Origin of the sequence: Puerhibacterium sp. TATVAM-FAB25, assembly GCF_046535855.1 — a bacterium.
In the GTDB taxonomy this organism is placed as follows: domain Bacteria; phylum Actinomycetota; class Actinomycetes; order Actinomycetales; family Cellulomonadaceae; genus Puerhibacterium; species Puerhibacterium variabilis_A.
Genome location: NZ_JAXUAK010000003.1, coordinates 74,637 through 87,080 on the forward strand (window position 1 = coordinate 74,637; position 12,444 = coordinate 87,080).

Here is a 12,444-nt window from a genome sequence, read left to right on the forward strand (position 1 = left end):
AGCGGAGGTTCAGGACCGCGCGGCCGCCCGGCGGCGGGCGACGGCGTCCGTCGCGCGCCAGCCCAGCATCGTCACGCCCAGGAACACCGCGGTCACCACGGCGAACGACACGGCGAACCCGCCGCCGAAGACGGGGCGGAGCAGCAGCCCGCCCACGACGGTGGCCACCCAGACCGCCACGCCCGTCGGCCAGACCTGCGCCGGGCCGCGCCAGGCGCGGGCGGCGAGCCAGCCCACGGCCAGCGCGACGAGGAAGGGCAACCCGACCACGGCGACGTGGCCGACGGACGTGGCGGAGCCGTGGTTGAGGGTGCCGACGAGGGTGAAGACGGCGACGCACACGACGTCGCAGACGACGGCGGGCCACACGGGGCGCACGGGCTGGGTCACGGGGCGATCCTCCCAGAGCTCGCGGCGGCAGCCGTCACAGCTCGTAGACGTTGCCGGTGGCCGCGACCTCGGCGGGGCCACCGTACTCGCCGCGGGCCTCGGCGAGCGCCACCCGCGGGTCCGACCACGCGGGCAGGTGGGTGAGCACGAGCCGCTTCGCCTCGGCACGGGCGGCCACCTGGCCGGCGCGGCGGCCCGTGAGGTGGATCCCCGGCTCGACGCCGTCGTCGCGGCCCTCCTCGAAGGCGGCCTCGGACAGCAGCAGGTCGACGCCGCGGGCGAGCTCGACGACGCCGTCGCACAGGTCGGTGTCGCCGGTGTACGCCAGCGTCACGGTCTCCCCCGGCCGCACCGACGACGGCCCGGCGACCCGCAGCCCGTAGGCCTCCACGGGGTGGAACACGCGGTACGGGGTGATCGTCAGCGGCCCGACCTGCACGGCCCGGCCCGCGGTCCACGTGCGGAACGCGAAGACGCCGTCCATGGTCTCGCCGGGCTCCATGCCGTACATGGCGTGGGCGCGCTCGGCGACGGCGGCCGGCCCGATCACCGGCAGATGCGGGTCGACGCCGGTGCGGTGCGAGCCGCGCGCCGGGTGGTAGCGCAGGTAGACGTACAGGCCGGACAGGTCGCTGCAGTGGTCGGGGTGCAGGTGGCTGAGGGCCACCGCGTCGACGTCCGACGGGTCGACGTGCCGCTGCAGGGCGCCGAGGCCGCCGTTGCCCAGGTCCAGCACCACGGTCCAGTCGCGCGCCTCGACCCCGGCGGCGACGAGCCCGGGCGACGCGGCGACGTCGGCGGCGGGGACCTGCACGACGTAGCAGGAGGCGGGCGAGTCGGGTCCCGGGAACGACCCGGCGACCCCGACGGTGACGAGCCTCATCGCACCGGCTCCACGACGTTGACCTCGGGGCCGAGGAAGCGGCGGGCCAGGTGCTCGAACGGCTCGGGGCTGCCCGTGGCCATGAACCGGTGCTGCGGCGGCCCGGCCTCGGGCGAGCGCTCCAGCCCGTGCGCCACCAGGTTGCGGTAGACGTCCTTGGCGGTCTCCTCCGCGCTGGACACCAGCGTGACGTCCTCGCCCATGACGTAGGAGATCGCCCCGGTCAGCAGCGGGTAGTGCGTGCAGCCCAGCACGAGGGTGTCGACGCCGGCGTCGCGGACCGGGTCGAGGTAGCGGTGCGCCACCTCCATGACCTTGGGCCCGGAGGTGATGCCCTCCTCCACCAGCGGCACGAACTCCGGGCACGCCTGGGTGGTGATCGTCAGGCCCGGGGTGACGGCGAACGCGTCGTCGTAGGCGCGCGACCCGACGGTGGCCTGGGTGCCGATGACGCCGATGCGCCCGGTGCGGGAGGTGACCACCGCCCGGCGCGCGGCCGGGCGGATGACCTCGACGACGGGGATGCCGCGGCGCACCGAGTAGCGCTCGCGGGCGTCCGGCAGGGCCACGGCGGTGGCCGAGTTGCAGGCGATGACCAGCATCTTCACGCCGTCGTCGACGAGCTGGTCCATGACGGCGAGCGCCATGGCGCGCACCGCGGCGAGCGGCTTGGGCCCGTACGGCGAGTTGGCGGTGTCCCCGATGTAGAGCAGCTCTTCGTGGGGCAGCTGGTCGAGGATCGAGCGCGCGACGGTCAGCCCACCGACGCCGCTGTCGAAGATCCCGATGGGCGCGTCGTTCACGATCGGCAAGCCTAGCCCTGACGGTCTGTCAGGAACGGGTGTCGTGGTGAGCGCCACGGTGTCGCCGACCACAGCCGCCGCGGGCGCCCGGTGCCCGCTCAGCGCTGGTCGTCGCCGCTGCGCCGCCGCGCCCGCAGGTCGTCGAGCATCGCCTCGACGAGCGACTCCTGCGCGAAGCCGGCGGCGACGAAGACGCCGCCCCAGTACCGGCGCGTGTCGGCGTCGAGGCCCCGCACCGGGTCGTCGTCGACGGCGTCGGCGACCACGAGGTCGTGCATCTGCTCGACGTCCTCGTCGGTGTCGAGCCCGAGCCGCTGGGCGATGACGAGCCGCATGTCGGTGAGCGCCGCGGCGACGTCGCGCGCCTCGTCCCGGCCCACGGCCACCACCCCGTCGTCGCCGGCGTCGTCCGCGTCGTCCCCGAGGCGGCCGGCGGCGCCGGGCGCGTCGTCGGCCCACGCGGGCCACTCCTCGTCGCGCTCGGTGTCGACGAGGTCGGCGAACGTCTGCAGCGCCCGGACCTTCGCCGCGGCGAGGTCGGTCTGCGTGAGGTGGCGAAACTCGGCGGACACCTCGGCGTCGTCCCGGCTCGCGTCGGGCAGCAAGCGCAGCGCGGCCGGGTCCTCCGGCTCGCGCGCCGTGCCGGTGGACTGCGTCGTCGCGGACAGCGCGCCGAGCGGGTCGTCCTCGCCCTCGGGCAGGCCGGCCTGGTCGCGCAGCAGCGCGGCCACCTCGCGGGCGACCTCGGCGAGGACCGTCCGCTCGGCCTCCTCCCAGTGCGCCTCGTAGCCGTCGGGGGTCGCGCGGAACGGGGTCACGCGCCCGCCCCCTCGACCGCGCCGTCGGGGCCGCCCGCGCCGCCCTGGCCGGAGCGCTGCATCGTGGCCCACAGGCCGTAGGAGTGCATGGCCTGCACGTCCACCTCCATCCGCTCGCGCGGACCGGTCGACACGACCGCCCGCCCCTCCCGGTGCACCTGCAGCATGAGCTGGCGCGCCTTCGCCGGCGGGTAGCCGAAGTACTCCTCGAAGACGTACGTCACGTACGTCATCAGGTTCACCGGGTCGTTCCAGACGATCGTCACCCAGGGGTCGGCGATGCCGGCCGCGGGCTCGGTGGTCGTCTCCTCGGCGGTCTCGGGTCGGGCCGTCGTCACGCTCACCCCCTCAGGCTACGCGGACGGCGCGCGCCCGCCGGAGGGGCCGGACCCCGGTGCCCGAGGGCCTACCGCCGGGTCGTCCCCCGGGCGGCGGCGCGCCCCGACCGGCCAGGACGCTCGGCCCGGCCTAACGTTGCCCCCGAACCGACCAGGGAGTACCGATGACCGACCTCGCCCGGGAGACCGCACCGCAGGCCGCGGCCGCGCCGCCCGCACCGCGCCCGTCGACGGCGCTGCTGACCGACAAGTACGAGCTGACGATGCTGCAGGCGGCGCTCGCCGACGGCACCGCCGACCGGCGCTGCGTGTTCGAGGTGTTCACCCGCCGCCTGCCCACGGGCCGGCGGTACGGGGTGCTCGCCGGCACCGGCCGCGTCCTGGAGGCGCTCGAGCACTTCCGGTTCGAGGACGCCGAGCTGGCCTTCCTCGACGTGGCGGGCGTGGTCGACGACCGGACCCTGGAGTTCTTGCGCGACTACCGGTTCACCGGCACCGTCACGGGCTACGCCGAGGGCGAGACGTTCTTCCCCGGCTCCCCGCTGCTGCAGGTGGAGGGCTCGTTCGCCGAGGCGGTGCTGCTCGAGACGCTCGTGCTGTCGATCCTCAACTACGACTCGGCGGTGGCCTCGGCCGCCTCGCGCATGACGAGCGCGGCCGTCGACCGGCCGTGCCTGGAGATGGGCGCCCGCCGCGCGCACGAGCAGGCCGCGGTCGCGGCGGCGCGCGCCGCCGTCGTCGCCGGCTTCGCCGGCACCTCCAACCTCGAGGCCGGCCTGCGCTACGGCCTGCCGACCATCGGCACCGCCGCGCACGCGTTCACGCTGCTGCACGACGACGAGGTCGCGGCGTTCCGCGCCCAGGTCGCGTCGCTCGGCACCGGCACCACCCTGCTGGTGGACACCTACGACATCCGCCGCGGCGTCGAGAACGCCGTCGCGGTGGCCGGCCCCGGCCTGGGAGCCGTGCGGCTCGACTCGGGCGACCTCGGCGTGCTGGCCGTCGAGGTGCGCCGCCAGCTCGACGAGCTCGGCGCCAAGGACACGCGGATCACCGTGACCTCCGACCTCGACGAGTACGCGATCGCGTCGCTCGCCGCCGTGCCGGTGGACTCCTACGGCGTCGGCACGTCGCTGGTCACCGGCTCGGGCGCGCCGACCTGCGGCATGGTCTACAAGCTCGTGGCGCGCGAGGACTCCTCCGGCACGCTGCGGCCGGTGGCCAAGGCCTCGACGAACAAGACGAGCCAGGGCGGGCGCAAGGGCGCCGCCCGCCGCCTCGACCCCGACGGCCGCGCCGTCGAGGAGGTGCTGGTCACCGGCCCGGACGAGGCCGTGGCGGGCTGGTCCCCCGACGCCGCGGACCTGCGCCCGCTGCTGGTGCCGCTCGTGGTCGACGGCGAGGTGGACACCCGGTTCGTCGGCGCCGACGGCGTGCGGCGGGCGGCCGAGACGCACCGGCGCTCCCGCGCGGAGCTGCCGCGCGGCGCCCGCCGGCTCTCCGCCGGCGACCCCGCGCTCCCGACGGTGCAGCTGGACCTCGCCTGACGGGCCGCCCGCCGCGCCCCGGGGCGCGGCGGGCGGTCGTCGGCCGGTCCGCCGGCGCGGCCTACTTCGCGCCGACGAACCAGCCCCGCACCATCTGGACCCGCGCCTCGAGCTGGTCCGCCGTGGCCAGCGGCACCTCCGGCCCGCCGCAGCGGCGGCGCAGCTCGTTGTGCACCGACCCGTGCGGGCGGCTGCTCTTGCGCGCCCACGCCGACACGAGCTTGGCGAGCTCCTTGCGCAGCGCGGCGGCGCGGCGGTGCTCCAGCTCCGCCTCCGCCTCGGTCATCTCGCGCGCCGGCGCCGTGCCGCGGCCGCGCAGGTGCTCGGCCTGCCGCTGGCGCAGCAGCGTGGCCACCTGCTCCGGCTCGAGCAGCCCCGGCAGGCCGAGGAAGTCGAGCTCCTCGGCCGACCCGACGTCGCCGCCCGTGCCGAACTGGCCGCCGTCGAACAGCACGCCCTCGAACGAGGCCTGCGCCTCGAGGGCCTCGAACGAGCCCAGGAGGTCGCCGGAGGCCTTCTCCTCGCGGTTGGCCGCCGCGAGCAGCGCCGCCTCGGGGTCGTAGTCGACGCCCTCCTCCTCGGCCGTCCTGGGCCGGTCGAGCGCGTGGTCGCGCTCCATCTCCATGCCGCCGGCGAGCTCGAGCAGCGGCGCGACGGACGGCAGGAACACCGACGCGGTCTCGCCGCGCTTGCGGGCGCGCACGAACCGGCCGATCGCCTGGGCGAAGAACAGCGGCGTGGAGGCGCTGGTGGCGTAGACGCCCACGGCCAGGCGCGGCACGTCCACGCCCTCGGACACCATGCGCACCGCGACCATCCAGCGGTCCGTGCTCCTGGTGAACTCCTCGATCCGGGCGTTGGCCCCGTCGTCGTCGCTGAGCACCACGGTGGGGCTGACGCCGGTGATGCGGGCCAGGTGCCCGGCGTAGGCGCGCGCGTCGGTCTGGTCGGTCGCGATGACCAGGCCGCCGGCGTCGGGCACGCTGCGCCGCACCTCGGTGAGGCGCTTGTCCGCGGCGGCCAGCACCGACGGGATCCACTCGCCGTTCGGGTCCAGCGCCGTGCGCCAGGCCTGGGCGGTCATGTCCTTGGTCATGGCCTCGCCGAGGCGGGCGCTGATCTCGTCGCCCGCCTTGGTGCGCCAGCGCATGCTGCCGGAGTAGGTCATGAACAGCACCGGCCGCACGACGTGGTCGCGCAGCGCGTCGCCGTAGCCGTAGGTGTAGTCGGCCTTGGAGCGGCGCACGCCGTCGCGGTCGGCCTCGTACGTGACGAACGGGATCGGGCTGGTGTCCGAGCGGAACGGCGTGCCGGTGAGCGACAGCCGGCGGGTGGCCTCCTCGAACGCCTCGCGCACCGCCTCGCCCCAGCTCAGCGCGTCGCCGCCGTGGTGCACCTCGTCGAGGATCACCAAGGTGCGCGCCGCGGTGGTGCGCGCCCGGTGCAGCGCCGGGTTGGCGGCCACCTGCGCGTACGTCAGCGCGACGCCGTCGTAGTGGGAGCCGTGCCGGCCCTGGCTGTTCTTGAACTGCGGGTCGATGTGGATGCCCACGCGCGCGGCGGCGTCGGCCCACTGGTGCTTGAGGTGCTCGGTGGGCGCGACGACGGTGACCCGCCGCACCACCCCCTGCTCCAGCAGCTCGGTGGCCACGCGCAGCGCGAACGTCGTCTTGCCGGCGCCCGGGGTGGCCACGGCGAGGAAGTCGCGCGGCGCGCGGGCGCGGTACAGCTCGAGCGCCTCGGCCTGCCAGGCGCGCAGGTTCGACGCCGTGCCCCACGGGGCGCGGCGCGGGAACGCCGGGCTCAGCTGGGAGGCGGCGGCCGACGACGGCGTCTGCGGCACCGGACGGGCGGCGCCCGTCGTCGTGCTCGCGGCGGTGCTCGCGGCGGTGCTCGCGGCGGCCGGGCGCGACTCGCGGGCGTCCTCCGGCGTGGCGGCGGAGGCGAAGAGGTCGAAGGCGGACTCGGGCTCGGGCAGCGGCTCGGCGCTCACTTGCCCTGGTCGCCCTCGCCGTCCTGCGGGTCGCGGAGACCGTCGTAGATCTCCTTGCAGATCGGGCACACCGGGAACTTCTGCGGGTCGCGGCCCGGGACCCAGACCTTGCCGCACAGCGCGATGACGGGCTTGCCCGTCATCGCCGACTCCATGATCTTCTCCTTGCGCACGTAGTGCGCGAAGCGCTCGTGGTCGCCGGGCTCGACCTCCTGGCGGGTCTCCTCGCGCTCGAGCAGGCTCGTGCCGGCGCCGGGGCCCGTCGGGTCGTCCGTGGACGGCTGCGCGGACGGGGCCGAGAGGGGATCACTCATGCCCCGAAGTCTACGGCCCGTGCCCGACACGCCCGGTGTGCCCGCCCTGCCCGCGGGTCCGGCGCCGGCGCGTCAGAGGCCCTGCCAGGCGGGCTTGGAGGCGTAGGTCTGGCGGTAGTAGTCGGCCAGCTGCAGGCGGCTGGCGGCGGCGTCGTCGACCAGCACGGTGACGTGCGGGTGCAGCTGCAGCACGCTGCCGGGCCACATCGCCGAGACGGCGCCCTCCACGACGCGGTGCACGGCCTCGGCCTTGCCCCGGCCGGTGGCCAGCAGCACCAGGTGGCGCGCCTCCATGATCGTGCCCAGCCCCTGGGTCAGGCAGTGGTGCGGCACCGCCTCGACGTCGCCGTCGAAGAACCGGGCGTTGTCCTCGCGGGTCTGGCGCGTCAGGGTCTTGATCCGGGTGCGCGAGGCCAGCGAGGAGCCGGGCTCGTTGAACGCGACGTGCCCGTCGGTGCCCACGCCCAGCAGCTGCAGGTCCACCCCGCCGGCGTCCCGGATCGCGGCCTCGTAGGCCGCGCAGGCGCCCTCGAGGTCGGCGGCGAGCCCGTCGGGGCCCTGCACCCGCTCGGCGGGCCAGCCCACCCGCGCGGCGATCTCCCGCTCGATGACGTTGCGGTAGCGCTCGGGGTGCTCGGCCGGCAGGCCCACGTACTCGTCGAGCATGAACCCGCGGGCCCGGGCGAAGCTCAGGCCGGCCTCGGCGTGCCGGCGGGCCAGCTCGTCGTAGACGGCCAGCGGGCTGGACCCGGTGGCCAGCCCCAGCACGGCGTCCGACCGGCGGCGCAGCAGCGCCTCGATCGCGTCCGCGGCCAGCACCGCCAGCTCGGCGGCGGGGGCGATGATCACTTCCATCCGGGGACTCCTCCTGGAGGTCGGCCGCCCGCTCGACGGGGCGGCGGGGGGCGGGGCTACGGGGCTACGGGGGCTACGGGGTGACAGGGGCTACGGGGCGCGCGGGGGCGCCGCGGCCGAGGACGGCGGCGCCGACCGCCGCCACGGGCACGTGGTCGGGGGCGAGCCGCACCCGCCCGGCCAGCCCGAGCGAGCGCAGGAACGGCGAGGCGGCGGCCTGCGCGTCGAGGGCGCGGCGCACGGCGTCGAGCAGGGGGGCGCCGAGCTGGGCCACGCCCCCGCCGAGCACCACGTGCCGCACGTCGACGGACAGCGCCAGCACCCGCACCGCGCCGGCCACCGCCGCCGCGTAGCGGTCCCGGGCGGCGGCCGCGGCGGCGTCGCCGGCGGCCGCGGCCTCGAACAGCTCGACCGGCGCGGGGCGACCGCCGCGCGCGGGCCACAGGGCCGCGACCGCGCTGCCGGACGCGTACAGCTCGAGGCAGCCGCGCTGCCCGCACGCGCACAGCGGGCCCTGCGGGTCCACCGGCACGTGCCCGATCTCCCCCGCCGCGCCCGCGGCGCCGCGCCGCACCCGCCCGTCGAGCACCAGCCCGGCGGCGAGCCCCGTCCCGAGCGACAGGTAGGCCAGGTCCACCGGGCGCCCGTCGTCGGGGACGAGGTGGGCCGCCCCGACGGCGGCCACGGTGAGGTCGTTCTCCACGACGACGCCGGTGCCGAGCGCGTCGGCCAGCCGGTCGGCGAGCGCCACCGGCTCCTCCCCCAGCCCGAGGTTCACGGCGTGGTGCACCGTGCCGGCGCCGGGGTCGACGATGCCGGGCACCCCGACGCCGACGCCCGCCAGGGGCCCGAGGGCGCCGGCGCCGTCGGCGCGGGCGACGACGTCGCGCACCGCCCGCACCGCCCCGGCGACGACGCCCTCCGGCCCGGGCGTGCTGGGCACCCGCGCCTGCGCCAGGACGTCGCCGGCCGGGCTCAGCAGGGCGGCGAGCGTCTTGGTGCCGCCGATGTCGAGGCCGACGGCCGGCCCGGCGGGACGGCCGTCGCCCGCGGGCGCGGAGGCGGCGGGCACGGAGGCGGCGGGCACGGAGGCGGCGGGCCCGGACGCGGCGGGCACGGACGCGGGGGCCGCGGCGGGCGCGGCGTCGGCGAGGTCGCGCACGTCAGCCCTTGACCGCGCCGGCGACGAGGCCGCCGGTCATCCTGCCCTGCACCAGGAGGAAGAACACGATCACGGGGATCGCCACGAGGATGGACCCGGCCATGAGGGCACCGTAGTCGGTCGCCTTGGTGGCCTGCTGGAACGTCCGCAGCCACACGGGCAGCGTCATGGACTCGGGGCGGGACATGATCACCAGGGCGAGCACGAACTCGTTCCACGCCTGGATGAACGCGAACACGCCGGTGGCCACCAGGCCGGGCGCCAGCAGCGGGAAGGTGACCTTCCAGAACGCCCGCGACCGCGAGCAGCCGTCGATCATCGCCGCCTCCTCGAGCTCGGCGGGCACCGAGGCGACGAAGCCGCGCAGCGTCCAGATGGTGAAGGGCAGCACCGCGGCCACGTACAGCACCGTCAGGCCCGCGATCGTGTTGAGCAGCTGCCAGCCGTCGATCATCCGGAAGTAGGTCAGCAGCATGGCCTCGCCGGGGATCATCTGGACGACCAGCACCGCCACGAGGAACGACCGGCGGCCGCGGAAGCGGAACCGGGCCAGGGCGACCGAGGCGAGGAACGCCACCACCACGGCGATGACGAGCGTGAGGAAGGTGACGACCAGGGAGTTCTGCAGGGCCGGCACGAACTGCGCCCGGTCCTCGGCGAAGATCACCGTCTCGTAGTTGCGCAGCGTGAAGTCGGCGCCCGGGAAGAACGTGGGCTCGGTCGCGCGGATCTTGCTCGTCGGCAGGAACGACGACTGCAGCATCCAGTAGACGGGGAACACCGAGCAGACGAAGACCACGACGGCGAGGACCGCGAGGACGACCTCGGTCGCGCGCCGGCGCGGCGAGCCCGTGCGGCGGCGGACGGCGGCGACGGGGCCCGGCACGGGCACGGGGGCGGGCGAGGTGGTGACGACGGTCATCAGTCCTCCTCCTTGAGCGTCTGGCGCACGTAGCCGAACGACAGCACGAGCATGAGCACGACCATGACGACGGCGGCCGCGGCGGACATGCCGTAGTCGCCGGAGGCCGTGCCGACCTGGTAGATCCACACGCCGAGGGTCGAGGTCTTCTCGTACAGGCCGCCGATGCCCTGCAGGGCGTAGACCTGCGCGAAGATCCGCAGGTCCCAGATCACCGACAGCACCGTGAGCACGATGACGATCTGGCGCACGTACGGCAGCTGGACCAGGAAGAAGCGGCTGCGGGCGTTCGCTCCGTCGAGCTGGGCGGCCTCGAGCACCTCGCCCGGCACCTGGGTGAGGCCGGCGTACATGGTGAAGGCGATGAACGGCACGCCCATCCACACCACGATGAGGCCGAGCACCAGGAAGAACGACAGCGGGTCGATGAGCCACGAGTGCCCCCGCCAGCTGGTGCCCGTGAGCTGCGTCAGCAGGTGGTTGACCACGCCGTACTGCGAGTCGAACATCCAGCCCCAGACCATGACGGAGGTCAGGGCGGGGATGGCCCAGGCGAGCAGCAGGCCGACGGACACGAGGGTCCGCCAGCCGGTGCGCAGCCGCATCATCAGCAGCGCGAGCAGGGTGCCGAGCACCATGGTCGTGGCGACGGCGGCGACCATGAAGGCGAGGCTGCGCAGCAGCACGGCGTAGAACTCGCCGTCGGCCAGCAGCGTGCGGTAGTTCTCCACGCCGGCCCAGGTGGGCGGCTGGCCGAAGGCCTGCTCCCGCCCGAAGTGCTGGAACGACGTGATGACGAGGTTGACGAGGGGCCAGCCCACGAGGACGAGCAGGATGGCGAGCGCGGGGGCCAGCAGCGCGTACGGGAACGGCGAGGATCTCCTCGCGCGCTGCGACGGCCCGGCGCCGGCCAGCGGCGTGGCGGCCGGGGCGGCAGGGGCGGTGACGGTCACGGGGGTCTCCGAGGGCGGCGGCGGGACGGCGGACGGGGGCCGGCGGGGGCCGGCGGGGGCCGGCGGGGGTGGCACCGCGGCGCCACCCCCGCACGGGGTCAGCCGTTGAGCGTGGCCTCGATCTCGGCGTCGAGGGCCGCGGCGACGGCGGCCGGGTCCTCGCCCTGGGCGAGCTTGACGAACGAGTCCTCGAGGATGCCGGAGGCCTCGACGTCGGCCCACTTCGGCGACGCGGGGGTCAGCTTCGCCGCCGCGGCGGCGGCCGCGGACGCCTGGCTGAACGCGTCGTCCGGCAGGAACTTCGCCTGCGAGACCTTGGCCGGGACCAGGCCGTTGTTGGCGAGGATCTCCTGGTAGCCGTCGGACAGCATGATCTGGAGCGCCTCGTAGGCCAGGTCCTGCTGCTCGGACCGGGCCGGGATGGCGACGTTCGAGCCGCCGGCGAGCACCGGGGCGTACGAGCCGGCGTCCTGGCCCGGGATGGCGAAGGCCGACAGCTTGTCCTCCGCGCCGAGGGTGGACAGGCAGCCGGGCGCCTCGGCGTCCTCCGCCGCGGCGATGGACCAGCGCACCCAGCTCGGCGCGGCGAGGTAGGCGATCTCGCCGGCGCAGAACGGCACCTGCGGGTCGGTCTCGTCGGAGTCGGCCGGGGCGAGGTTCGCGGTGGTCATGACCTTCTGCAGCTGCGTGAGGCCCTCGAGCGCCGCGGGCTCGGAGAAGCCGCCGGACCAGCTGCCGTCGGACTCCTGCGTGGCGATCTCGCCGCCGTTGGCCCACACGAAGGCCATGCCGTTGCGCCAGTCCTTGCCGGGCGTCCACAGGCCCGAGACCGTGTCGCTGGCCAGGCTCTCGATGTTGGCCAGGTACTCGTCCCACGTCGTGGGCACCGGGGTGTCCCCGGTGACGTCGGTGGAGTACACGACCACGCGGGCGCCGGAGTAGTACGGGGCGGCGTAGAACTTGTCCTCGTACGACCCCGACTCGACGAAGCCGGGCAGCAGGTCGTCGCCGCCGAGCTCCTCGTACCGGTCCGTGAGGTCGACGAACGCGCCGGCCGAGGTGAAGGCGGCGGCCTGGGTGTTGCCGATCTCGACGAGGTCGGGGCTGTCCGAGCCGGACAGCGCGGTCGTGTACTTGTCGACCAGCCCCTCCCAGGCCTGCTCCTCGATGGTCAGGGTGCTGCCCGGGTTCTCCTCCTCGAACGTCGTCTTGAGGTAGTCGCGGGCCTCCTGCGGGGTGTCGGTGCCGACGAGCCAGACACGCAGGTCGCCGGAACCGCCGCCGGCGGTGGCGCCGGAGGCGTCGTCGGACGTGCCGCCCGAGCCGGGGCTGCTGCACGCCGTGAGGGCGAGGGCCAGGGTGATCGTCGACGCCACCGTGGTGGCGGCGACCCGGTTCTTCTTCACTGGGGTGGTTCCTCTCGCTGAGAGCGGTGGCGGGCGTCGTCGTCGACCCCGCCGGGTGGG

General features: G+C 75.5%; 13 protein-coding genes. 1 reads left to right on the forward strand and 12 read right to left on the reverse strand.

Going from position 1 to position 12,444, the window contains the following annotated elements; translation table 11 throughout:
- Positions 1–9: 9 nt before the first annotated feature.
- The 5 genes from U5M74_RS04370 to clpS all read right to left on the reverse strand — a co-directional run bounded on the left by U5M74_RS04370 (position 10) and on the right by clpS (position 3,238).
- Positions 10–390 carry a DUF3054 domain-containing protein gene (locus U5M74_RS04370; RefSeq protein WP_410906495.1) on the reverse strand — a complete coding sequence of 127 codons (381 nt, stop codon included), beginning with the start codon at positions 388–390 and terminating at the stop codon, positions 10–12.
- Between the two features lie 34 nt (positions 391–424).
- Positions 425–1,273 (reverse strand): MBL fold metallo-hydrolase, encoded by an 849-nt coding sequence (locus U5M74_RS04375; protein WP_410906497.1) that lies wholly within the window; start codon positions 1,271–1,273, stop codon positions 425–427.
- Complete coding sequence (gene murI, locus U5M74_RS04380) at positions 1,270–2,076, reverse strand: glutamate racemase (protein WP_410906499.1); 807 nt, start codon at positions 2,074–2,076, stop codon at positions 1,270–1,272. Before murI ends, U5M74_RS04375 begins: the two co-directional genes overlap by 4 nt.
- A gap of 98 nt (positions 2,077–2,174) precedes the next feature.
- Positions 2,175–2,894 (reverse strand): DUF2017 family protein, encoded by a 720-nt coding sequence (locus U5M74_RS04385; RefSeq protein WP_410906501.1) that lies wholly within the window; start codon positions 2,892–2,894, stop codon positions 2,175–2,177.
- Complete coding sequence (gene clpS / locus U5M74_RS04390; protein WP_410906503.1) at positions 2,891–3,238, reverse strand: ATP-dependent Clp protease adapter ClpS; 348 nt, start codon at positions 3,236–3,238, stop codon at positions 2,891–2,893. Before clpS ends, U5M74_RS04385 begins: the two co-directional genes overlap by 4 nt.
- A gap of 158 nt (positions 3,239–3,396) precedes the next feature.
- On the opposite strand from clpS, the gene U5M74_RS04395 reads away from it, so the two are divergent.
- A complete protein-coding gene (locus tag U5M74_RS04395; protein ID WP_410906505.1) occupies positions 3,397–4,779 on the forward strand; it encodes a nicotinate phosphoribosyltransferase in 1,383 nt (460 codons plus the stop codon).
- 61 nt (positions 4,780–4,840) lie between these two features.
- On the opposite strand, the gene U5M74_RS04400 is transcribed toward U5M74_RS04395, so the two are convergent.
- The 7 genes from U5M74_RS04400 to U5M74_RS04430 all read right to left on the reverse strand — a co-directional run bounded on the left by U5M74_RS04400 (position 4,841) and on the right by U5M74_RS04430 (position 12,384).
- A complete protein-coding gene (locus U5M74_RS04400) occupies positions 4,841–6,622 on the reverse strand; it encodes a DEAD/DEAH box helicase (RefSeq protein ID WP_410906862.1) in 1,782 nt (593 codons plus the stop codon).
- 146 nt (positions 6,623–6,768) lie between these two features.
- Complete coding sequence (locus tag U5M74_RS04405) at positions 6,769–7,086, reverse strand: DUF3039 domain-containing protein (protein WP_069982651.1); 318 nt, start codon at positions 7,084–7,086, stop codon at positions 6,769–6,771.
- A 72-nt stretch (positions 7,087–7,158) separates the two neighbouring features.
- Positions 7,159–7,941, reverse strand: a complete 783-nt coding sequence (gene nagB, locus U5M74_RS04410; RefSeq protein ID WP_410906507.1) for a glucosamine-6-phosphate deaminase — start codon at positions 7,939–7,941, stop codon at positions 7,159–7,161.
- Positions 7,942–8,014: 73 nt separating this feature from the next.
- Positions 8,015–9,103 (reverse strand): ROK family protein, encoded by a 1,089-nt coding sequence (locus U5M74_RS04415; RefSeq protein ID WP_410906509.1) that lies wholly within the window; start codon positions 9,101–9,103, stop codon positions 8,015–8,017.
- Between the two features lies 1 nt (position 9,104).
- Positions 9,105–10,025, reverse strand: coding sequence for a carbohydrate ABC transporter permease (locus tag U5M74_RS04420; protein WP_410906511.1), 921 nt, complete (start codon positions 10,023–10,025; stop codon positions 9,105–9,107).
- Positions 10,025–10,978, reverse strand: a complete 954-nt coding sequence (locus U5M74_RS04425; RefSeq protein ID WP_410906513.1) for a carbohydrate ABC transporter permease — start codon at positions 10,976–10,978, stop codon at positions 10,025–10,027. The genes U5M74_RS04420 and U5M74_RS04425 overlap by 1 nt, the downstream gene beginning before the upstream one ends.
- Positions 10,979–11,076: 98 nt before the next feature.
- Positions 11,077–12,384 carry an extracellular solute-binding protein gene (locus U5M74_RS04430; RefSeq protein ID WP_410906515.1) on the reverse strand — a complete coding sequence of 436 codons (1,308 nt, stop codon included), beginning with the start codon at positions 12,382–12,384 and terminating at the stop codon, positions 11,077–11,079.
- Positions 12,385–12,444: the final 60 nt, after the last annotated feature.

Excerpts from the sequence above, each read along its gene's own strand:
- U5M74_RS04375 (WP_410906497.1), bottom strand. The coding sequence starts at position 1,273 with ATGAGGCTCGTCACCGTCGGGGTCGCCGGGTCGTTCCCGGGACCCGAC.
- U5M74_RS04395 (WP_410906505.1), top strand. The coding sequence starts at position 3,397 with ATGACCGACCTCGCCCGGGAGACCGCACCGCAGGCCGCGGCCGCGCCG.
- U5M74_RS04405 (WP_069982651.1), bottom strand. The coding sequence starts at position 7,086 with ATGAGTGATCCCCTCTCGGCCCCGTCCGCGCAGCCGTCCACGGACGAC.
- nagB (WP_410906507.1), bottom strand. The coding sequence starts at position 7,941 with ATGGAAGTGATCATCGCCCCCGCCGCCGAGCTGGCGGTGCTGGCCGCG.
- U5M74_RS04420 (WP_410906511.1), bottom strand. The coding sequence starts at position 10,025 with ATGACCGTCGTCACCACCTCGCCCGCCCCCGTGCCCGTGCCGGGCCCC.